This window comes from Pseudomonas sp. PAGU 2196, assembly GCF_022179005.1.
GTDB lineage: Bacteria > Pseudomonadota > Gammaproteobacteria > Pseudomonadales > Pseudomonadaceae > Aquipseudomonas > Aquipseudomonas kermanshahensis.
Window position 1 is genome coordinate 125,311 of the sequence record NZ_BNTL01000016.1, and the last position, 20,007, is coordinate 145,317.

Annotated in this window: 14 protein-coding genes and 2 tRNA genes; 9 read left to right on the top strand and 7 right to left on the bottom strand. The window is 64.3% G+C overall.

The window, feature by feature from the left end; all coding sequences use genetic code 11:
* Nucleotides 1-2: 2 nt before the first annotated feature.
* Nucleotides 3-932: an AraC family transcriptional regulator gene (locus MFF34_RS16020; protein ID WP_027595898.1), complete on the bottom strand. Its 930-nt coding sequence runs from the start codon at nt 930-932 to the stop codon at nt 3-5.
* Between the two features lie 349 nt (nt 933-1,281).
* Between MFF34_RS16020 and MFF34_RS16025 the strand changes: the two genes are divergently transcribed.
* From MFF34_RS16025 to MFF34_RS16040, 4 genes are all read left to right on the top strand, one after another.
* Entirely contained in the window at nt 1,282-2,625 is a 1,344-nt protein-coding gene (locus tag MFF34_RS16025; RefSeq protein ID WP_238215204.1) for an MFS transporter, read from the top strand.
* A gap of 128 nt (nt 2,626-2,753) precedes the next feature.
* Nucleotides 2,754-3,464, top strand: coding sequence for a fumarylacetoacetate hydrolase family protein (locus MFF34_RS16030; RefSeq protein WP_027595896.1), 711 nt, complete (start codon nt 2,754-2,756; stop codon nt 3,462-3,464).
* Between the two features lie 17 nt (nt 3,465-3,481).
* Nucleotides 3,482-4,246, top strand: coding sequence for an SDR family oxidoreductase (locus tag MFF34_RS16035; protein WP_085272779.1), 765 nt, complete (start codon nt 3,482-3,484; stop codon nt 4,244-4,246).
* Nucleotides 4,247-4,271: 25 nt separating this feature from the next.
* The gene (locus MFF34_RS16040; RefSeq protein WP_186676169.1) at nt 4,272-5,222 is read left to right on the top strand and encodes a 2-hydroxyacid dehydrogenase; all 951 of its coding nucleotides are present in this window, start codon (nt 4,272-4,274) and stop codon (nt 5,220-5,222) included.
* A 69-nt stretch (nt 5,223-5,291) separates the two neighbouring features.
* Here the strand turns inward: MFF34_RS16040 and nirD are convergent, their stop codons facing one another.
* From nirD to MFF34_RS16055, 3 genes are all read right to left on the bottom strand, one after another.
* Nucleotides 5,292-5,654, bottom strand: coding sequence for a nitrite reductase small subunit NirD (gene nirD / locus MFF34_RS16045; RefSeq protein WP_238215206.1), 363 nt, complete (start codon nt 5,652-5,654; stop codon nt 5,292-5,294).
* The gene (nirB, locus tag MFF34_RS16050; protein ID WP_238215208.1) at nt 5,654-8,206 is read right to left on the bottom strand and encodes a nitrite reductase large subunit NirB; all 2,553 of its coding nucleotides are present in this window, start codon (nt 8,204-8,206) and stop codon (nt 5,654-5,656) included. The genes nirD and nirB overlap by 1 nt, the downstream gene beginning before the upstream one ends.
* A gap of 287 nt (nt 8,207-8,493) precedes the next feature.
* A complete protein-coding gene (locus tag MFF34_RS16055; RefSeq protein ID WP_238215209.1) occupies nt 8,494-12,525 on the bottom strand; it encodes a bifunctional nitrate reductase/sulfite reductase flavoprotein subunit alpha in 4,032 nt (1,343 codons plus the stop codon).
* 290 nt (nt 12,526-12,815) lie between these two features.
* Between MFF34_RS16055 and map the strand changes: the two genes are divergently transcribed.
* Nucleotides 12,816-13,592, top strand: coding sequence for a type I methionyl aminopeptidase (gene map, locus MFF34_RS16060; RefSeq protein ID WP_097151323.1), 777 nt, complete (start codon nt 12,816-12,818; stop codon nt 13,590-13,592).
* Nucleotides 13,593-13,822: 230 nt separating this feature from the next.
* Here the strand turns inward: map and MFF34_RS16065 are convergent.
* Together MFF34_RS16065 and MFF34_RS16070 are read right to left on the bottom strand one after the other, a co-directional pair.
* Nucleotides 13,823-13,899 (bottom strand) — tRNA-Asp (locus MFF34_RS16065).
* Nucleotides 13,900-13,912: 13 nt separating this feature from the next.
* Nucleotides 13,913-13,988 (bottom strand) — tRNA-Val (locus MFF34_RS16070).
* Nucleotides 13,989-14,205: 217 nt separating this feature from the next.
* On the opposite strand from MFF34_RS16070, the gene rdgC reads away from it, so the two are divergent.
* The 3 genes from rdgC to sugE all read left to right on the top strand — a co-directional run bounded on the left by rdgC (nt 14,206) and on the right by sugE (nt 16,761).
* Entirely contained in the window at nt 14,206-15,126 is a 921-nt protein-coding gene (rdgC, locus tag MFF34_RS16075; protein ID WP_085272776.1) for a recombination-associated protein RdgC, read from the top strand.
* Between the two features lie 122 nt (nt 15,127-15,248).
* A complete protein-coding gene (locus tag MFF34_RS16080; RefSeq protein ID WP_027595888.1) occupies nt 15,249-16,214 on the top strand; it encodes a bile acid:sodium symporter family protein in 966 nt (321 codons plus the stop codon).
* A 229-nt stretch (nt 16,215-16,443) separates the two neighbouring features.
* Complete coding sequence (gene sugE, locus MFF34_RS16085; RefSeq protein ID WP_019470182.1) at nt 16,444-16,761, top strand: quaternary ammonium compound efflux SMR transporter SugE; 318 nt, start codon at nt 16,444-16,446, stop codon at nt 16,759-16,761.
* An 8-nt stretch (nt 16,762-16,769) separates the two neighbouring features.
* On the opposite strand, the gene MFF34_RS16090 is transcribed toward sugE, so the two are convergent.
* On the bottom strand, nt 16,770-18,647 hold the full coding sequence (locus tag MFF34_RS16090; RefSeq protein ID WP_238215213.1) for an MFS transporter: 1,878 nt from the start codon (nt 18,645-18,647) through the stop codon (nt 16,770-16,772).
* Between the two features lie 144 nt (nt 18,648-18,791).
* Between MFF34_RS16090 and MFF34_RS16095 the strand changes: the two genes are divergently transcribed.
* Nucleotides 18,792-19,970 (top strand): MFS transporter, encoded by a 1,179-nt coding sequence (locus MFF34_RS16095; RefSeq protein ID WP_238215215.1) that lies wholly within the window; start codon nt 18,792-18,794, stop codon nt 19,968-19,970.
* Nucleotides 19,971-20,007 lie beyond the last annotated feature (37 nt).

Consider the following 20,007-nt stretch of genomic DNA (forward strand, 5'->3'; position numbering starts at 1 on the left):
GCTTACCGCATGGCTACCTGCGGTGTATCCGGGTCGCGCTGCTGGCGGCGGAACTGCCCCGGCGGCAAGCCATGGATCTGCCGGAAGCGCCGCGAAAAATACGCTTCATCAGCAAAGCCGCACAGCCGAGCCACCTCACCGACCGGGCGGCTGCCGTTAAGCAGGTAATTGCGCGCGGCGTGCATGCGCCGCTCCAGCACCAATTCGCTGAAGGTCTTGCCGATTTCCTTGCGCAGCCAATGGGTCAAGTAGGTGGGCGACAGGTACGTGGCGGCGGCGACCTTCTGCAGGTTGAGGTCAGGGTCGTCGATGTGCCTGCGCAGGTACTCGCTCATGCGCCCCAACGCGGCGCGCCGGCTGAGTTGCGCGGCATTGCTCTCGGCCAGCTCGCGCAGGGGGTCGGCGTACAAGCCGCACACCTGGCCGATCAGTTGCAGCAACAGGCCCTTGAGGATTTCACGGCTGCCGAAGCGGCGGTTGGCATCGAGTTCACGCATCTGCCCGAGAATACGCCGCACCTCGCTGAAATCGGCCTCGGCGAGGTGAAAATCCAGGTGCTCCTGGAAGCGGAACGGTGACAGTTCAGGGGCCTGCAGTATCGACACTTCTTCCAAGTCCATGGGGTCGCAAGGCAGGTGCGGCAGCAGGAATGTCTGGGAAAAGTTGATGACCACGAAATCGCTGTCGTCCGGGTGCGGGATGACATGCACCCGGTGCGGCAGGATGAAGGCCAGGGTGTTGCGTTTGAACGGGCGCTGCACGCTGCCGATGTGCTGCACCGTATCGCCGCCGAAATTGACCTGGATCTGAAAATACTCGTGTCGGTGTGGCGCGGTTTCGGCCGGTCGGCCGCGCTGGTCGCGGATGTAGAAATCCATCAGCTCGCTGCGCTGTTGCATGACGTAGGTCGGGACTTCGCGCTTGGGGGGCATGGGGGTCTCCGTTCTGGGGGCTTGGCGCTGACGTTGCCTGCCATGCGGGAATTCTGAACGGCAAGCGGCTTGCCTGGCAATGAGTTGTACGACGTCGAAACTCATAATTTTGAAGCCCACTGCAAAAAACGTATCCGGCAGAAATCGACGCAGCCCTTTAAAACCGCCATCCAAAGCAAAAAAAGCAGACAAAACCCCGCCCGCTGAGTTTTTTGGACAGCGCAGCCCTACCCCGTTCCAAGTGAAAAAAACGGTCTAAAACCGCCGTTGATTTTCCGATGTTGTACGACCACCTTAAAAAAGGGACTGCAGCCCAACCTCTACCAACAACAACAAACGAGGTCGACTCATGTCGAGCACGCCTACTTCCCGCACTGCGGCGCCTGCGTTCGCAGTGGACGCGGTCGCATCGCAACGCCTACCCACCCGCCGTCGATGGTTCATGCTCTCGCTGCTGCTGCTGGCGACCATCATCAACTACGTCGACCGGGTCAACATCTCCATCGCGGCACCCTTCATGGCCAAGGACCTGAGCCTGGACAAAGTCGAGATGGGCTTGATCTTCTCCGCGTTCGCCTGGACCTACGCCCTGGCTTTGGTGCCAGCCGGCTTCATTGCCGACCGCTTCGGCTCGCGCCTGACCTACGGCGTCTCGCTGATCAGCTGGTCGGCTGTCACTGTCGCCCAGGGCCTGGCCAGCGGCTTCACCTCGCTGTTCGGCCTGCGCCTGGCCGTCGGTGCCATGGAGGCACCGGCCTTCCCCGCCAACAGCCGCGCTGTCACCGTGTGGTTCCCTGCCCGCGAACGGGGCATGGCCAGCAGCATCTACGTGTGCGGCCAGTACCTGGGCACAGCCTTGTTCACTGGGGCATTGCTGTGGCTGGCGACCACCTATGACTGGCGCCATGTGTTCTACAGCACCGGCCTGATTGGTATCGTGTTTGGCGTGGTGTGGTTGTTCCTGTACCGCGACCCGCTCAACTGCAAGAAGGTCAGCAAGGAAGAACTGGCCTACATCGAGGACGGCGGCGGGCTGGTCAGAAGCAGCCAGGAGCGCACCCGTTTCGACTGGCGCCAGGTCGCCGAACTGTTCCGCTACCGCCAGGTGTGGGCCATCTGCCTGGGCAAGTTCGCCAGCACCTCAGCGCTGTACTTCTTCCTCACCTGGTTCCCCACCTACCTGATCGAAGAGCGCCAGCTGACGCTGATCAAAGTCGGCATCTTCGCGGTGATGCCGTTCATTGGCGCCACGGTCGGCATCTTGCTGGCGGGGATCGTTTCCGACCTGCTGATCCGCCGGGGCTACTCGCTGTCCTTTGCACGCAAGCTGCCGCTGGTGGTCGGGTCGATGCTGGGCATGTCGATCGTGTTGGTCAACTTCACCGACTCCAACGTGCTGTGTATCGCCGTGCTGACGCTGGCGTTCTTTGCCCAGGGCATCGCCTCGTCGTCGTGGGCAGCGGTTTCGGAAGTGGCACCCAAGCAACTGATCGGGCTGACCGGCGGGGTCACCAGCCTGGCCGCGAACATCGGCGGCATCGTCACCCCGATCGTGATTGGCGCGATCGTGCAGGCCAGTGGCTCCTTCGCCTTGGCGTTCTGGTTTATCGGCGGGGTGGCGTTGATGGGCACCCTGTCCTACTCGCTGTTGCTCGGCAAGCTGTACCGGATCGAGCTCAAAACCGCGGCATAAGCAGGCGCGGTGAGTGCCGGAAGCGCCACCGCAGATCCCCCGTTTTTATCCAAACCGTCCCTTTTATCGTCCAACTTTGCCCGCCAGCCGCTGGCTAGGCTGGCCACTCCAGCACAGAGGATTGACCCATGACTTACCTGTTCGACCCGCCAGCCATCGTCAGCCTGCCCATCCAAGGCAGCGACGCGCGCTTCCCGGTTGGCCGCGTGTTCTGCCTGGGCCGCAACTACCCCTGGCCACAGGCCACCGACCCAGCGCCCCGTGAGCCGGTCTTTTTCATGAAGCCGGCCAGCAACGTGGTCGAGGCACAGGGCGAACTGCCCTTCCCGCCGCAGACTGAAGAGTTTTGCCATGAAATCGAGTGGGTGGTGGCGATCAGCAAAGGCGGTGCCGACATCAGCCCAGAAAACGCTCTGGAGCACGTCTATGGCTTTGCTGCTGGCCTGGACCTGACCCTGCGCGATCGCCAGCGCCAGGCCAAAAGCGAAGGGCTGCCCTGGGAGGGCGCCAAGGTATTCGAAGCCTCGGCGCCGATGACTGCCCTGGTGCCGGCCAGCGAACTGGGCTGGCCACTGGACGCTGCGCTGTGGCTGAAGGTCAACGGCGAGGAGCGCCAGCGCGCCCGGCTGAGCCAGCAGACCTGGCCATTGGCCGAGGTCATCAGCCGCCTGTCCCGGCAACTGCCGCTGCGCCCCGGTGACCTGATCATGACCGGCAGCCCGCCTGGCGTGGCCCCGCTCAACCCTGGCGATGTGATCCATGCCGGCATCGACGGCATCGGCGAGTTGCAACTGCGCGTTGGCCCTCGTCCCGCACGCCACACCGCCCACGCCGCCTGAATTTCTGGAGCAAACAGATGAGCCAAACACACAACAAGAAAATCGCCTTGGTCACCGGTGCCGGCAGCGGCATTGGCCGCGCCGTCGCCCTGGGGCTGCTGGCTGATGGCTTCAGCCTGGTCCTCGCCGGCCGGCGTGCCGAACCCTTGCAGGCGTTGGCAGAACAGGCCCGAGCAGCCGGTGGCGAGGCCCTCGCGGTGCCCACCGATGTGCGCGACGAACAGAGCGTCGCCCAGCTGTTCGCCACCATCGAGGAGGTTCATGGCCGCCTCGACCTGATCTTCAATAATGCCGGGGTCAACGCGCCTGCCGTGCCCATCGACGAACTGCCGCTGGAGAACTGGCGCAATGTCATCGCCACCAATGTCGACGGCGTGTTCCTCTGCGCCCGTGCGGCCTTTGGCTTGATGCGCAGGCAGCAGCCGCAGGGCGGGCGAATCGTCAACAACGGTTCGATTTCGGCGCATACCCCACGCCCCTTCACTGCGCCCTACACCGCCAGCAAGCACGCGGTGCTGGGCCTGACCAAAGCCCTGGCCCTGGACGGCCGCCCCTACAACATCGTGTGCAGCCAGGTGGACATCGGCAACGCCCTGACCGAACTGTCCGAGCGCATGACCCGCGGTGTGCGCCAGGCCAATGGCGAGATTGCCGCCGAGCCGATGCTCGACGTGCGCCATGTGGCCGATGCCGTGCGCTACATCGCCGCCCTGCCGTTGGACGCCAACGTGCTCAACATGACCGTGATGGCCAGCAACATGCCCTTCGTCGGCCGTGGCTGACACCTTGCCTTTTAAGGAGTGACCGATGAAACCTGAAGTCCTGCAACTGAGCCCGATCCTCATCCCAGAAGTCCGCGAGCGCCTGGAAGCGCTGTTCACCGTGCACCGGTACTACGAGCAAGCCGACAAGGACGCCTATGTCAGCGCGCATGGCAACACCATCCGCGCCGTGGTCACCGGCGGCCATACAGGCATCAGCCAAGCGCTGATGGCGCGCCTGCCCAAGCTGGAAGTGATCGCAGTGAATGGCGTTGGCACCGATGCCATCGACCTGGCCTATGCGCGTGATCGGGGTATCCAGGTGACTGCAACCCTCGGCGCGCTGACCGAGGATGTCGCCGACCTCGCAATCGGCTTGCTGATTGGCGTGTGCCGAGGGCTGTGCAGCGGTGACCGGTTCGTCCGCGCCGGCCACTGGGCCACCAGCGCCACACCGCTGGCGCCATTGCCGTTGGCGCGGCAGGTGTCGGGCATGCGTGTGGGTATCGTCGGCATGGGCCGCGTCGGCCGCGCGGTGGCCCAGCGGGCGGCAGCGTTTGGCTGCCCGATTCGCTACACCGACCTGCAGCCACAGGACGTGCCTTATGGCTTCGAGTCGAACTTGCAGCAATTGGCCAAAGACAGCGATGCGCTGATTCTGGCGGCGGCCGCCGACCAAGGCGAGGCGTTGGTGGGGCGCAAGGTGCTGCAGGCGCTTGGCCCAGACGGCTACCTGATCAATATCGCCCGTGGCAAGTTGGTGGACGAGCCTGCGTTGATCGCGGCACTTGAAGCGGGTGAGATCGCCGGGGCGGCGCTGGATGTGTTTGCCGATGAACCTCGGGTGCCCGAGGCGTTGTTCGAGCGCGAGGATGTGGTGCTGCAGCCGCACCGAGCCAGCGCCACCGTGCAGACCCGCACGCGCATGGGCGAAATGGTGGTGGCAAGCCTGGTGGATGTGTTTGCCGGGCGTACACCACAGGGGTTGGTTATCTAAGCGGCCTGTACCGGCCCCTTCGCGGTCCGACTTGCCCGCGAAAGGGCCGGTACAGTTGCACGATGCAGATCAGGCCACCGCCACTTCCACAGCCTCCCCGTTCAGCCGCACCGGCCACACCCGCAGCCGCTGCCCGGCATCTTCCAGGCATTCCCCGCTGTGCAGGCTGAAATGCTGTTTGTACAGCGGCGCCGCCACCACCAACTCACCCTGCAAGCTACCCACCAGCCCGCGGCCAATGATGTTGGCACCCGAGCGCGGGTCGCGGTTGTCCAGCGCATACAGTGGCTGTTCCTGACCCGGCAAGTAAAACAGCGCCACCTGGGCCCCCTCGTGCCACACCACCACGCCGGAATCGGCTACCAGGTCGCACGCTTGGCAGACTGTCTGCCAGTTCGTCTGGTGGGCTACAGCAGTATTGGACAGGTTCATCAGACAGCCTCCTCGGCAGTGGGGATCAGGTGCAGCGGCGCCGCTGGGCGGCGCTGATCGCGCTCGCGGACGAAGTGCACGTCCGGGTCGGCGCGGTGGTCGTTGACGAAGGTGCGGAAGCGCTTGAGCTTCTCCGGGTCGTTGAGGGCATTGGCCCATTCGCATTCATAGTGGTCGACCACATGCTGCATCTGCGCCTCAAGCTCGGCGGCCAGGCCCAGGCTGTCGTCGAGGATCACCTGCTTGAGGTAGTCCAGCCCGCCCTCCAGGCTTTCGCGCCAGACCGAGGTGCGCTGCAGTTTGTCGGCAGTGCGGATGTAGAACATCAGCACACGGTCGATCAGGCGCACCAGGGTCTCGTCGTCCAGGTCGGTGGCAAACAGCTCGGCGTGGCGCGGGCGCATGCCGCCGTTGCCGCACACGTACAGGTTCCAGCCCTTGTCGGTGGCGATCACGCCGATGTCCTTGCTCTGCGCCTCGGCGCATTCGCGGGTGCAGCCAGACACCGCGAACTTGAGCTTGTGCGGGCTGCGCAGGCCCTTGTAGCGGTCTTCCAAGCGCAGGGCCATGGCGACGCTGTCCTGCACACCGTAACGGCACCAGGTGCTGCCCACGCACGACTTCACCGTGCGGGTCGACTTGCCGTAGGCATGGCCCGTCTCGAAACCGGCTTCGATCAACTCGCCCCAGATCAGCGGCAACTCGTGCAGCTGAGCGCCGAACAGGTCGATGCGTTGGCCACCGGTGATCTTGGTGTAGAGGTCGTACTTTTTTGCCACTTGGCCGATCACGATCAGCTTGTCCGGGGTGATTTCGCCCCCAGGGATGCGCGGCACCACCGAGTAGGTACCGTTTTTCTGCATGTTGGCCATGAAGGTGTCGTTGGTGTCCTGCAGCGGCACCAGCGCCGGGTCCATGATCGGCTGGTTCCAGCACGAGGCGAGGATATTGCCCACCGCCGGCTTGCAGATATCGCAACCGACATGGCCTTTGCCATGGCGCGCGAGCAGGTCATTGAAGGTGCGAATGCCGCCAACCCGCACCAGCCCGTAAAGCTCCTGACGGGTGTAGGCAAAGTGTTCGCACAGGCTTTTGTCGACGGTCACGCCGCGGGCGGTCAGTTCGTGCTCGAACACCTGCTTGAGCAGGGCCGCACAGCCGCCGCAACCGCTGGCCGCTTTGGTGCACCCCTTGACCGCAGCGAGGTCGCTGCAGCCGCTGTCGATAGCGGCGCAGACTGCGCCCTTGCTGACGTTGTGGCACGAGCAGATGGTCGCGCTGTCGGGCAGCGCATCGGCGCCCAAGGTCGGCGCACCGCCCGTTTGCGGCAAAATCAGGGCGGCCGGGTCGGCAGGCAGGGCGATGCCGTTTTGCGCGTACTGCAGCAGGGTATCGTAGTAGCTGTTGTCACCGACCAGCACCGCGCCGAGCACATGCTTGCCACTGGCATCCACCACCAGCCGGCGATAGGCCGCATTGGCTTCGTCGATGAAGCGGTAGCTGCGCGAGCCCGGCGTAGCGCCATGGGCATCGCCGATCGAGCCGACATCCACGCCCAGCAGCTTGAGCTTGGTCGACATGTCGGCGCCGGTGAACGGCACCGCTTCATCGCCCACCAGCAGCGCCGCCAGGTTGCGCGCCATGCTGTAGCCCGGCGCGACCAAGCCGAACACGCTGCCATTCCATGAAGCGCACTCGCCGATGGCGAAGATGCGGGCGTCATGGGTGCGGCAGTGATTGTCGATCACCACCCCGCCACGGGCGGCGATCTCCAGCCCGCACGCGCGGCCCAGGGCATCCTGCGGGCGGATACCGGCAGAGAACACGATCAGGTCGGTTTCCAGGTGCTCGCCGCCGTCGAAGTTCATGCGGTAGCGATACGCCTCACCGGCGCTGATCGACTGGGTGGCGCGGGACAGGTGCACGCCCACGCCCAAGGCCTCGATCTGCGCCTTGAGCGCCGCGCCGCCCTCGCCGTCCAACTGCACCGGCATCAGCCGAGGGGCGAACTCCACCACATGGGCTTCCAGGCCGAGCGACTTCAGCGCATTGGCTGCTTCGAGGCCCAACAAGCCCCCGCCGACCACCACCCCTCGGCGGGCACCCTGGGCGGCGGCGCGGATGGCGTCGAGGTCGTCGAGGGTGCGGTAGACCAGGCGGGCATTGCCGCTGGAGCCTTCGATCGGGGGTACGAAGGGGTATGAGCCGGTGGCCAGGATCAACTGGTCGTAGCCATAGCGGCCTTCGGCGGTGACCACTTCGCAGCGCGCGCGGTCGATCTCCAGCACAGGCTCGCCCAAGTGCAGGTGTACGCCTTGGCGGGTATAGAAGCCTTGCTCGCACAGGGCCAGGGTTTCGGCACAGCTGCCGCCGAAGTACTCGGACAGGTGCACGCGGTCGTAGGCACGTTGGCGTTCTTCGCCGAACACCCGCACCTCGAACCGCTCCAAGGCGCCCCGCTCGATCAGTTGCTCGACGCAGTGGTGGCCGACCATGCCGTTGCCGACAATGACCAGTTTCTCGCGTTGTCCGCCGTTCGCTGTTGCCTTCATAGCCGATCCTCGATCAAAAAAAAACGCCTGGAGCCGAAGCTCCAGGCGCCTTTGCCTGTACTCATCAGGGTGTGCCCCTGGTTGATCGCCGTTGACCAGTGGGGCGTGTTGTGAAGCTGCTAAAGCAGGGAGTGTGCCAAATACTGCCTTTTGGGCCTCTTCGCAGCACAAGGCTGCTCCTACAGGGAGTGTGCAGAACCGGTAGGAGCAGCCTTGTGCTGCGAAAAGGCCGGTACAGGCACCCCAAACCGCACAGCCAAGGTGCACCCCTCCCCATCCCGGTGCACTCAATACACATCGCGCCGATAGCGCTTGGCCTTGCTCAATGCCTCTACATACGCATCCGCCGCAGCCTCGCTCATACCGCCATGCTCCGCGACGATCGCGCGCAAGGCGCTGTCCACATCCTTGGCCATGCGCTGGGCATCGCCGCACACATAAAAGAACGCACCCCCTTCAAGCCACCGCCAGAGGTCAGCGCCCTGCTCGTGCATGCGCTGCTGCACATAGATTTTCTCGGCCTGGTCGCGCGAGAAGGCGGTGTCCAGGCGCACATGGCCGGTCGCCTGCCAAGCTTGCAACTGCGCTTGGTAATAGAAATCGCTGGCGGCAGACTGCTCACCGAAGAACAGCCAGTTCTGCCCACTGGCCCCACGCGCTTCGCGCTCTTCCAGAAACGCCCGGAACGGCGCGATACCCGTGCCTGGGCCGACCATGACCACCGGCACACTGTCGTCCTCTGGCAGGCGAAAATGCTTCGATGCCTGCGGGAAGATCGCCACCTTGATGCCTTGCGCGCGGTCGGCCAGAAAGGTCGAGCAGGCCCCTTTGCGCTGCCCGTATCGCACCGTCGAGACCGTCAGGTGAACCTGGCCGGGGTGCGCCAACGGGCTGGAACTGATCGAGTACAAGCGCGGCTGCAACGGCTTGAGCAGGTCAAGCCAGGTGGCCAATGGCAGGTCTTGCGGGAACTCGCGCAGTACGTCCGCCAATTGCCGCCCCCACAACCAGCTCTGCAGCTCGGCCTTGTGCTCAGGCTGAAGCAGCCGGCGCAGGTCCGCCGCCGTCTGGCTGAACACCTGTAACTGCGCAGGGGTGACCTTAGCGATTTCCAGGTGGGCTTGCATGGCAACGGCCAACGGCAGCGCAGGCTGGCCTTTGACCTCAACCAGGGCCTGGCCATCGAGGCGCATCAGTGCCAGCAACTCCTCGACCAACGCCGGGCAGTTACGCGGCCATACGCCCAAGGCATCGCCCGGCTGGTAGGTAAACGTGCTGCCCGACAGATCGAACACCAGTTGGCGGGTCTCCTTGCTGGCACCTGGGGCGTTGAGCACGCGGTTTTCCAGCAAGGTGGCCGACCAGGGTTGCTGCTTGCTGTAGGCCTCCACGGGCGCGGGTGCGCTGCTTGCCTGGGGCGCAGCGGCGCTGCCCAACTGCGATGACAAGGCGTCGAGCCAGGTGGCGAATGCCTCATCGAAGTCCGGCTCGCAGTCCACCCGTGGCAACAACCGCCGCCCGCCCAGCTCGGCCAGGCGCTGATCGAGCTTGCGGCCAAACCCGCAAAACTGGTCGTAACTGGAGTCACCCAAGGCCAACACGGCATAAGGCACGTCGGCACAATGGGCGCCCTCCTCGCTTTGCAGGGCTTGCCAGAACGCCGTCGCACTGTCGGGCGCATCGCCATCGCCGAACGTACTGGCGATCAGTACGACACTGGCCGCGCCGTGCAACTGCTGCGGGCTGACCGCTGCCATGCAACTGAGCTGCACGGCGAGGCCGGCGCCACGCAGGCGTTCGGCACAGCGTTCGGCCAGTGCCTCACCGTTACCGGTTTGCGAGGCCCACAGCACCTGATGCTGGGGCGCCGCAAGCGCCGGGCTAGGCAGTACCGAAGGCTGGGCGAACAACCCCGCCAATAGCCCATCGACGAACAGCCGCCGGCTTGCGGCCAGCGGCGCACTGGCCGGCAGGCTGGGCACCCCCTCAGCGCGGGCCTGGTCCAGGCCGAGCAAAAAGCCCTGCACGTAATGACGCTCCTCCTCGGCCAGCACCGGGGCTGGCAGGGTGTCCAGGCCAAGCAGACGGGACAGGGTGGCGGTCGGCATGCGGGCAGGCTCCGGGTTGGCAGTGGCGGCGCTCTGGTCAACGGCGTCGATACGTTCGCCGGCAACCCGCTGCAGGGCCACGGCGCAGTGTTTGAAGGCCGGCTGCAGCGACAGCGGGTCGACGGCATCGCAGGTCACGGCATTGATCGCCAGCTGCTCGCCCATCACATCGTTCCAGTGGAAGGGGGCGAAACAGTTGCCCGGCATGACCCGATCACTGACCCGTGCCGGCAACAGCGCCTGCCCCCGCCGCGAGCGGACGGCCACCTGGTCCTTGTCGCGAATACCCAGGCGCGCGGCATCGTCAGGGTGCAGCTCGACAAAGGGGCCGGGCTCGAGTTTGTTCAGCGCAGGCACCTTGCCGGTCTTGGTCAGGGTGTGCCATTGGTGCTGCACACGGCCGGTGTTGAGCACCATCGGGTAGTCCGCGTCGGGCAGCTCGGGCGCAGGCAGCCAAGGGCGGGCGAAGAAGCGCGCTTTGCCACTGGCCGTCGGAAACGCCAGCGCCGGGCGCTTGCCCTGGGCGTCGAGCAACAGCGGCTGGCTGCTGCCGTCGTTCTGGTAACGCAGCGGGCTGCGCGGGGCCTCTTGGCCTGGCGCGCAGGGCCACTGGCGCGGCTGCGCGCGCAGGTCGGTGTAGCCGATACCGCGCAGGTCGTAGCCGGTTGCCGGGTTGTGGAAACGGCGGATTTCTTCGTACACCGCTTCGGCATCGGGGTAGTCGAAGGCTTCGGCATAGCCCATGGCGCAGGCGATGCGGGCGATGATCTGCCAGTCCGGCAGGCTTTGGCCTGGGGGTGCCACGGCGCGGGGCATCAAGGTCAGGTTGCGTTCACTGTTGACCATCACGCCCTCGCCTTCGGCCCACAGCGCGGCCGGCAACAGGATGTCGGCGTAGCGGTTGGTCTCGGTGTCGAGAAACGCATCCTGGGTGATCACCAGTTCAGCCTGGCGCAGGCCGTCGATCACCTGCTGGCGATTGGCGACGCTGGCCACCGGGTTGCTGCAGATGATCCAGCACGCCTTGACCTCGCCGCGCTTCATCTGCTCGAACAGCGCCACGGTGCCCTCGCCGCCTTCGCTGCGCAGGCTGCCTGGGGCCAGCTGCCACTGGTTTTCGACGAAGGCGCGGTCGGCGGCCACCAACGCCGATCGCTGCCCCGGCAGGCCCGGCCCCATGTAGCCCATCTCGCGGCCGCCCATGGCATTCGGTTGCCCGGTGAGGGAGAACGGCCCGCTGCCAGGGCGGCAAATGGCGCCGGTGGCCAGGTGCAGGTTGCAGATCGCGTTGCTGTGCCAGGTGCCATGGATGCTCTGGTTAAGGCCCATGGTCCAGCAGCTCATCCAGTCCTTGGCACCGCCGAGCCATTCGGCAGCGGTGCGGATGTCGGCTTCGCTCAGGCCGGTGATGGCGGCGACGCGGGCGGGGCTGTAGTCCTCCAGGAATGCAGGCAGGTCTTCCCAGCCCTCGGTGTGACGGGCGATGAAGTCAGCGTTTGTGTGGCCGTTCTGGTGCAGCAGGTGCAGCAAGCCATTGAGCAGGGCCATGTCGGTGCCCGGGCGTACCTGCAAGAACAGGTCGGCCTTGTCTGCGGTGGCCGTGCGCCGGGGGTCGACGACGATCAGCCTGGCGCCGGCTTTCAGCCGGTCGAGCAGGCGCAGGAACAGGATTGGGTGACAGTCGGCCATGTTGGCGCCGATCACCAGAAACACCTCCGCGTGCTCGAAGTCCTGGTAGCTGCCGGGCGGGCCATCGGCGCCCAATGACAGCTTGTAGCCGCTGCCAGCGCTGGCCATGCACAGCCGTGAATTGGACTCGATATGGCGGGTGCGGATAAAACCCTTGGCCAGTTTGTTGGCCAGGTACTGCGCCTCTAGCGACATCTGCCCCGACACATACAAGGCCACGGCATCGGGGCCGTGCTGGTCGATAATGCCGCGCAGGCGCTCGGCGGCCTGGGCGATGGCCTGGTCCAGGCCTGTGCGCGCCGGTTGCTGGCTGCGCTGCTGGCGCAGGTAGGCGTCTTCCATGCGCCCGGCCGCGCTCAGCGGTACGTGCGCGGTCAGGCCTTTGGTGCACAGGCGGCCAAAATTGCTGGGGTGCTGCTTGTCGCCGCTGATCTTGCTGACTTTGCCGTCGGCCACGCTCATGACAATGCCGCAGCCGACGCCGCAATACGGGCAGACACTGCGTACTTCGCTGCTGCTCATGGGCCGGTCTCCTGGTAAAAACACAAAAGGCGCCGGCTGCCCCGGCTTGCATGGCAAGCGGGGCAACACGGCGCCTTTGTCGTGAAAATGTGCGGGCAATCGGCATTGATCGCCCTGGGTAGAGGCAAGCCAGCAATTACCGGGCCAGCTGTACTGGCCTCATCGCGGGCAAGCCCGCTCCTACAGGGCCTGCGCTATCAGGGCCGGTTTGGCGCACCATGCGGTGGCATCTCGCAGGCTCGCAGCGCTATGCTGGGGCACATTTCAGCCAGAGTTACTGCCCTCCCCCCATGTCCCAGGTGATCCTCAAAACCCCCGCCCAACTCGACGTCATGCGCAACGCCGGTCAGCTGCTGGCCCAGGTATTTGCAGAGCTCGACCGTTTCATACGCCCTGGCGTAACCACGATGCAGATCAACGACCTTGCCGAGGCGTTCATCGTCGACAGCCTGAAGGCACGCCCGGCGAGCAAGGGCCAGTATGGGTTCCCCTACGCGCTTAATACGTCAGTGGACCATGTGGTCTGCCACGGCATGCCGAAGGCTGATGAAGTGCTGAAGGAAGGGTCGATCATCAATGTCGACATCACCCTCGAACAAGGCGGCTATATCGCCGATTCGTCGAAGATGTATTGCCTTGGCGTGATCAGCGATGAGGCCCGGCGGTTGGTCGACACCACCTATGACGCGCTATGGAAAGGCATCGAGCAGGTGCGCCCGGGGGCGACGCTGGGTGACATTGGCCATGCTATCCAGGCCCATGCCGAAGCAGCGGGCTACAGCGTGGTGCGCGAATATTGTGGGCATGGCATTGGCCAGCAAATGCATGAAAAGCCGGAGGTGCTGCATTACGGGCAGCGCGGCATGGGCATGACGCTCAAGCCTGGCATGGTGTTTACCATCGAGCCGATGATCAACCAGGGCGGGCGTGGGACACGGACGTTGAAGGACGGGTGGACGGTGATCACCCGCGACCATACGCTTTCTGCGCAGTGGGAACATACGGTGGCGGTGACGGAGGCAGGGGTCGAGGTGCTGACGTTGCGGGAGGAAGAACGCAAGCGTTGATACCGCAGCGCGGCACAGACCCTGTGGGAGCGGGTTTACCCGCGAACACCGGCGAAGCCGGTGTTCATACACCGCGTCGCCTTCTTCGCGGGTAAACCCGCTCCCACAGGCCCCTGCTAACTGAATACGATAGGCTTGGCGCAGCAAAAATCAGCACAAACAAAAAAAGCGACCCTAAGGTCGCTTTTTCTGTAACTTCCGGGTGTTCAGTGGGCCCTGGAAGTTGAATATGGCGCAGCGGACGGGACTCGAACCCGCGACCCCCGGCGTGACAGGCCGGTATTCTAACCGACTGAACTACCGCTGCGCTATACATCGAGTGGTGGGTGATGACGGGATCGAACCGCCGACCCTCTGCTTGTAAGGCAGATGCTCTCCCAGCTGAGCTAATCACCCTTTCGTCTCGGTGTGGCGCGCATTCTACGGATGAGCCCCCACCCTGGCAAGCACTTTTTTCGACTTTTTTAAAAATTTTTTCGAAGCCTTTCAAAGACCTAGCAACGCTGGGCTTTTCTTCCTTTATATAAGGGTGCTGGCCCTCTGACAGGGTTGGACGGGAACCACCGCTCGGAGAATAATGCCCGCCTTATGCATTAAGGAGAGATTGCCCCTCATGTGGTTCAAGAACCTGCTGACCTACCGCCTGACCCAGGATGTTCCATTCGAAGCCGAAGCACTGGAAACCGCCCTGGCCAGCAAGCCGGCCCGTCCCTGCGCCAGCCAGGAGCTGACCACCTATGGCTTCGTCGCGCCATTCGGCAAGGGCGAAGACGCTCCCCTGGTGCACGTCAGCGGCGAATTCCTGCTGATCGCCGCGCGCAAGGAAGAACGTATCCTCCCAAGCAGCGTGGTGAATGACGCCGTCAAGGAGAAGGTCGAAGAGATCGAGACCGAGCAGATGCGCAAGGTCTATAAAAAGGAACGCGACCAGATCAAGGACGAGATCATCCAGGCCTTCCTGCCGCGCGCCTTCATTCGTCGCTCGATGATCTTCGCCGCCATCGCTCCGCGCCTGGGCGTGATCCTGGTCAACTCGGCCAGCGCCAAGCGTGCCGAAGACCTGCTGTCGACCCTGCGTGAAGTGATGGGCTCGCTGCCGGTACGCCCCGCTACCGTGAAGATCGCGCCAGCGGCCACCATGACCGACTGGGTCAAGTCGCAGCAAGCGGCCGAAGGCTTCTATGTACTGGACGAGTGCGAGCTGCGCGACACCGCCGAAGACGGTGGCATCGTGCGCTGCAAGCGCCAGGACCTGACCAGCGAAGAAATCCAGCTGCACCTGAGCACCGGCAAGGTGGTCACCCAGCTGGCCCTGGCCTGGCAGGACAAACTGTCGTTCGTGCTCGACGACAAGATGGTCATCAAGCGCCTGAAGTTCGAGGAGCTGCTGCAAGAGCAGGCCGAACAGGATGGCGGTGATGAGGCCCAGCAGCAGTTCGATGCCAGCTTCCTGCTGATGATGATGACCTTTACCGAATTCCTCCCGGTGCTGTTCGAGGCCTTGGGTGGGGAGGAGATTCCGCAAGGGGTCTAACCTTCATGCTTTGCCGGTGCTGGCCTGATCGTTAATCATTGACCAGTACCGGCCCTTTCGCGGGCGAGCCCGCGAAAGGGCCCTGGAAACTCACCTCTTTATATAAGTACAAGGACTTTCCCATGCGCGCCCTCGCCGCCCTCAGCCGCTTCGTCGGCAACACCTTCGCCCTCTGGGTGTTGGTGTTCGCCGTGCTGGCCTTCCTGCAACCGCAGTGGTTCATCGCCTTGAAAGTGGCCATCGTGCCGCTGCTGGGGCTGGTGATGTTCGGCATGGGCCTGACCCTCAAGCTCGACGACTTCGCTGCCCTCGCCCGCCAACCCTGGCGCGTGATGCTGGGGGTGGTGGCGCATTTCGTGATCATGCCGGGCATGGCCTGGCTGCTCTGCCAGCTGTTCCACTTGCCCGCCGAGATCGCCGTCGGGGTGATTCTGGTCGGCTGCTGCCCAAGCGGCACCGCCTCGAACGTGATGGTCTGGCTGTCCAAGGGCGACCTGGCGCTGGCGGTGGCGATCGCTGCGGTCACCACCCTGCTCGCCCCGCTGCTGACCCCAGCGCTGATCTGGTTCCTGGCCTCGGCCTGGCTGCCGGTCTCGTTCATGGACATGTTCTGGTCGATCCTGCAGCTGGTCATGCTGCCGATCGTGCTCGGCGTGCTGGCCCAGCGTCTGCTGGGCGCTCGGGTGCAGGCGGCCGTGCAGGTGTTGCCGCTGGTGTCGGTGGTGAGCATCGTCATGATCGTGTGTGCGGTGGTGGCGGCCAGCCAGGCGAAGATCGCCGAGTCGGGGCTGCTGATCATGGCGGTGGTGATGCTGCACAACAGCTTTGGCTATTTGCTGGGGTACCTGACCGGCAAGCTGTGCAAGTTGCCGCTGGCCCAGCGCAAGTCGCTGGCGCTGGAGGTGGGCATGCAGAACTCCGGGCTGGGGGCGGCATTGGCGGCGGCGCACTTCTCGCCATTGGCCGCGGTGCCGAGTGCGTTGTTCAGCGTTTGGCACAATATTTCCGGGGCGTTGCTGTCGACCTGGTTCCGGCGCCTGGAGGCGCCTTCGTCAGCCGTTGAGAATGGCGAGCCAGCCAGGGATTGATGCTGCCTGGCCTGGCCTCTTCGCGGGCAAGCCCGCTCCCACAGGTACTCCACTGCTCTCGGGGCATGTGGGGCCTGTGGGAGCGGGCTTGCCCCGCGAAGAGGCCGGCACAGGCTTGCCCAGCATTCAGAAAATGTGCACCCTATTGCCCACTGTGAGGACGACCTCACGACGCACCGCGTGAGCATTCCGGGGACGGCCCCATCCTTCACAACGATGGAGACACAGCATGTCCTGGATCATTCTTTTCTTCGCCGGCCTGTTCGAGGTTGGCTGGGCCGTCGGCCTGAAATACACCGACGGTTTCAGCAAGCCAATCCCCACCGTACTCACCGTCGGCGCCATGGTCATCAGCCTCGGCCTGCTGGGCCTGGCCATGAAGGAGCTGCCGCTGGGCACCGCCTATGCCATCTGGACCGGCGTCGGCGCTGTGGGCACGGTAATCGCCGGGATCATCCTGTTTGGCGAATCCATGGCCTTGGTGCGGCTGGTCAGTGTGGCGCTGATCGTCTGCGGCCTGATCGGCCTGAAAGTCAGCGCCAGCTGACCCGCGCGCTAACGCAAGTCGCCGCGCAAGCGGCTGACCTGCTCACGCAACGTATCCGGCTGCGCCGCCTCCACCGGGATGGCGGTGCCAGCCACGATGGTCACCCGCGACCACAAGCGTTTGAAAAACCCCTTGCCCGGGTCTCGGCTGAAGAAACTGCCCCACAGCCCCTGCAACGCCAACGGAATCACCGGCACCGGGGTTTCGCTGAGAATGCGGTTGACCCCGCCTTTGAACACATCGATCTCGCCATCACCGGTCAACTTGCCCTCCGGGAAGATACACACCAACTCACCCGCCGCCAGGTACTCGGCGATACGCGCGAAGGCACGTTCGTAAATGGCCTCGTCCTCACCGCGCCCCGCAATCGGGATGGCACCTGCTGTGCGGAACACGAAGTTGAGCACCGGCAGGTTGTAGATCTTGTAGTACATGACAAAGCGGATCGGCCGGCGGATCGCACCGCCGAGCAGCAGCGCGTCAACGAACGAAACGTGATTGCACACCAGCAGCGCCGCCCCTTCATCAGGGATGCGCTCCAAGTCGCGGTGCTCCACGCGGTACATCGAGTGGCTGAGCAGCCAGATCAGGAAGCGCATGGTGAACTCGGGCACGATCCTGAAGATGTAGGCGTTGACCGCGATATTGAGCAACGACACCACCAGGAACAACTGCGGGATGGTCAGTTCGGCCAGCCCCAGCAGGACGATGGTGAGGATTGCCGAAACCACCATGAACAACGCATTGAGGATGTTGTTGGCGGCGATCACCCGGGCCCGCTGATCTTCGGCCGTGCGCGCTTGGATCAAGGCATACAGCGGCACGATATAAAAGCCGCCGAACACCCCGAGCCCGACGATCGACACCAGGATCCACCAGGCCTGGCTCATGCCCAGCAGCGCCAACCAGTCGTGCGGCAGCGCCGCCGCCGGCACATCGCCGGAATGCCACCACCAGAGCAGGCCGAACAGGGTCAGGCCGAACGAGCCGAACGGCACCAGGCCGATTTCCACCTTGCGCCCGCTCAGCCGCTCGCACAGCAGCGAGCCGAGGGCGATGCCCACCGAGAACAGGGTCAGCACCAGGGTCACTACAGTGCCGTCGCCATGCAGCCAGTCCTTGGCGTACGCCGGGATCTGGGTCAGGTAGATGGCGCCGACGAACCAGAACCACGAGTTGCCCACGATCGAGCGCGACACCGCAGGCGTCTGCCCCAGGCCCATGCGCAGGATCGCCCAGGACTGCTTGAAGATGTTCCAGTCCAGGCGCATCTGCGGCGACACCGCCGCAGCGCGCGGGATCCAGCGGCTGGCCAGGTAGCCCAGCACCGCAGTGCCCACCACACCCCCGGCCACCACCGTGGCATAGCTGGCCGACGACATCATCACCCCGGCGCCGATGGTGCCGGCGAGGATCGCCAAAAAGGTGCCCATTTCGACCAGCCCGTTACCGCCCACCAGCTCTTCTTCACGCAGGGCCTGGGGCAGGATCGAATACTTCACCGGCCCGAACAGCGCCGAATGGGTACCCATGCCGAACAACGCCACCAGCATCAACGCAAGGTGATTAGTGATAAAGCCCAAGGCACCGATGGCCATGATGCCGATCTCGGCCAGCTTGATCGCACGGATCAGCGCATCCTTGGCGAACTTCTCGCCAAACTGCCCACCCAGCGCCGAAAACAGAAAAAACGGCAGGATGAACAGCAACGCGCAGAGGTTGACCCAGATCGAACGGTCACCGTCCCCCAGGCTGAGCTTGAACAGGATCGCCAGGATCAGCGATTGCTTGAACAGGTTGTCGTTGAACGCACCCAGCGACTGGGTGATGAAGAACGGCAGGAAGCGCCGCTTGCCGAGCAAGGTGAATTGCGAGGTGTGACTCATCGTCCTTGTTCCCTGAGGGGCTTTTAGCGTTGGAGGCGCGCAGGGCGCGAAAAGCCACAAATCTGCAGGGTAAAGCTTACTGCTGACAAGCCCTCTGCAGACTTATGCTGATACCCGGCAACCCCCAACGACAAGGAAGTGGCAATGATCGCCGCCCTCAAGCGCTACCCAGCGGCCGTACGCCTGCTACTCGCTACCACCTTTACCCTGACCCTGGCCCGCGCCCTTACCCTGCCTTTCCTGGTGGTATACCTGGCAAACAACTTCCAGCTGCCGGTGAGCCAGATCGGCCTGTTGATTGGCGGCGCGCTGATCATCGCCTCGCTGCTGAGCTTGTACGGCGGCCACCTGGTGGACACCGTACGCACTCACACACTGGTGGTCTTCAGCACCCTGGTGTTTGCCCTGGCGTTCTTCGGCGCCATGGCCAGCCACTCGGCCGCGTTGTTCTTTCTGTGCCTGGTACTGATCAACCTGGCCCTGGCCGTGGTCGACATTGCCGCCAAAGCCGGCTTTTGCACGCTGTTGCCGGTGGCAGAACGCGCCGAGGTGTTCGCCATCAACTACACCTTGAGAAACGTCGGCTACGCCGCCGGCCCGTTGCTGGGGGTGGCCATGTTGGAGCTGGACGACCACCTGCCCTTCATCGCCTCGGCGTTGATCGGCCTGGGAACGGGCCTGACCTATCAGCGGCTGGGCGACCGTGGCCTGCGGGCCGCTGCCCTGGCGCAACCGGGGGCCACTTTCGCGCAAGTAGCGCTGGGCCTGGCCCGTGACCGGCGGCTGGTGTACTTCACCTTGGGCGGTGTGCTCAGCGCCGTGGTGTTCGGCCAGTTCGGGGCCTACCTGTCGCAGTACCTGATAGTGACCACCAGCCCGGCCGAGGCGGCGCGCCTGGTTGGCTACCTGGTGACCACCAACGCGATCACGGTGATTGCCCTGCAATACCTGATTGGCCGGCGTATCAGCCGCCAGCGCCTGATGCCTTGGCTGCTGGCCGGGATGGGCCTGTTCATCGCCGGGCTGCTGGGGTTTTCATGGGCAAGCACGGTGCCGATGTGGTGCCTGGCGATGCTGGTGTTCACCCTGGGGGAAATCATCGTGATACCCGCCGAGTACATGTTCATCGACCTGATCGCCCCAGAGCACCTGCGCGGGGTGTATTACGGTGCACAGAACCTTTCCAACCTGGGCGCGGCGCTGGGGCCGGTGATGGTCGGGTTTGCCCTCGGGCACTGGTGGCCGGGGGCGATCTTCTACCTGCTGGTGTTGTCGGTGATACTGGCGGGGGTGTTTTACTGGCGGGGTACCCGCAGGTATTGATGTTGCCTGTACCGGCCTCTTCGCGGGTAAACCCGCT

Bases quoted from the DNA above. Each gene is read 5' to 3' on its own strand.
- MFF34_RS16020 (WP_027595898.1), bottom strand. From the start codon at position 932: ATGCCCCCCAAGCGCGAAGTCCCGACCTACGTCATGCAACAGCGCAGC.
- MFF34_RS16025 (WP_238215204.1), top strand. From the start codon at position 1,282: ATGTCGAGCACGCCTACTTCCCGCACTGCGGCGCCTGCGTTCGCAGTG.
- MFF34_RS16030 (WP_027595896.1), top strand. From the start codon at position 2,754: ATGACTTACCTGTTCGACCCGCCAGCCATCGTCAGCCTGCCCATCCAA.
- MFF34_RS16035 (WP_085272779.1), top strand. From the start codon at position 3,482: ATGAGCCAAACACACAACAAGAAAATCGCCTTGGTCACCGGTGCCGGC.
- MFF34_RS16040 (WP_186676169.1), top strand. From the start codon at position 4,272: ATGAAACCTGAAGTCCTGCAACTGAGCCCGATCCTCATCCCAGAAGTC.
- nirD (WP_238215206.1), bottom strand. From the start codon at position 5,654: ATGAACCTGTCCAATACTGCTGTAGCCCACCAGACGAACTGGCAGACA.
- nirB (WP_238215208.1), bottom strand. From the start codon at position 8,206: ATGAAGGCAACAGCGAACGGCGGACAACGCGAGAAACTGGTCATTGTC.
- MFF34_RS16055 (WP_238215209.1), bottom strand. From the start codon at position 12,525: ATGAGCAGCAGCGAAGTACGCAGTGTCTGCCCGTATTGCGGCGTCGGC.
- map (WP_097151323.1), top strand. From the start codon at position 12,816: ATGTCCCAGGTGATCCTCAAAACCCCCGCCCAACTCGACGTCATGCGC.
- rdgC (WP_085272776.1), top strand. From the start codon at position 14,206: ATGTGGTTCAAGAACCTGCTGACCTACCGCCTGACCCAGGATGTTCCA.
- MFF34_RS16080 (WP_027595888.1), top strand. From the start codon at position 15,249: ATGCGCGCCCTCGCCGCCCTCAGCCGCTTCGTCGGCAACACCTTCGCC.
- sugE (WP_019470182.1), top strand. From the start codon at position 16,444: ATGTCCTGGATCATTCTTTTCTTCGCCGGCCTGTTCGAGGTTGGCTGG.
- MFF34_RS16090 (WP_238215213.1), bottom strand. From the start codon at position 18,647: ATGAGTCACACCTCGCAATTCACCTTGCTCGGCAAGCGGCGCTTCCTG.
- MFF34_RS16095 (WP_238215215.1), top strand. From the start codon at position 18,792: ATGATCGCCGCCCTCAAGCGCTACCCAGCGGCCGTACGCCTGCTACTC.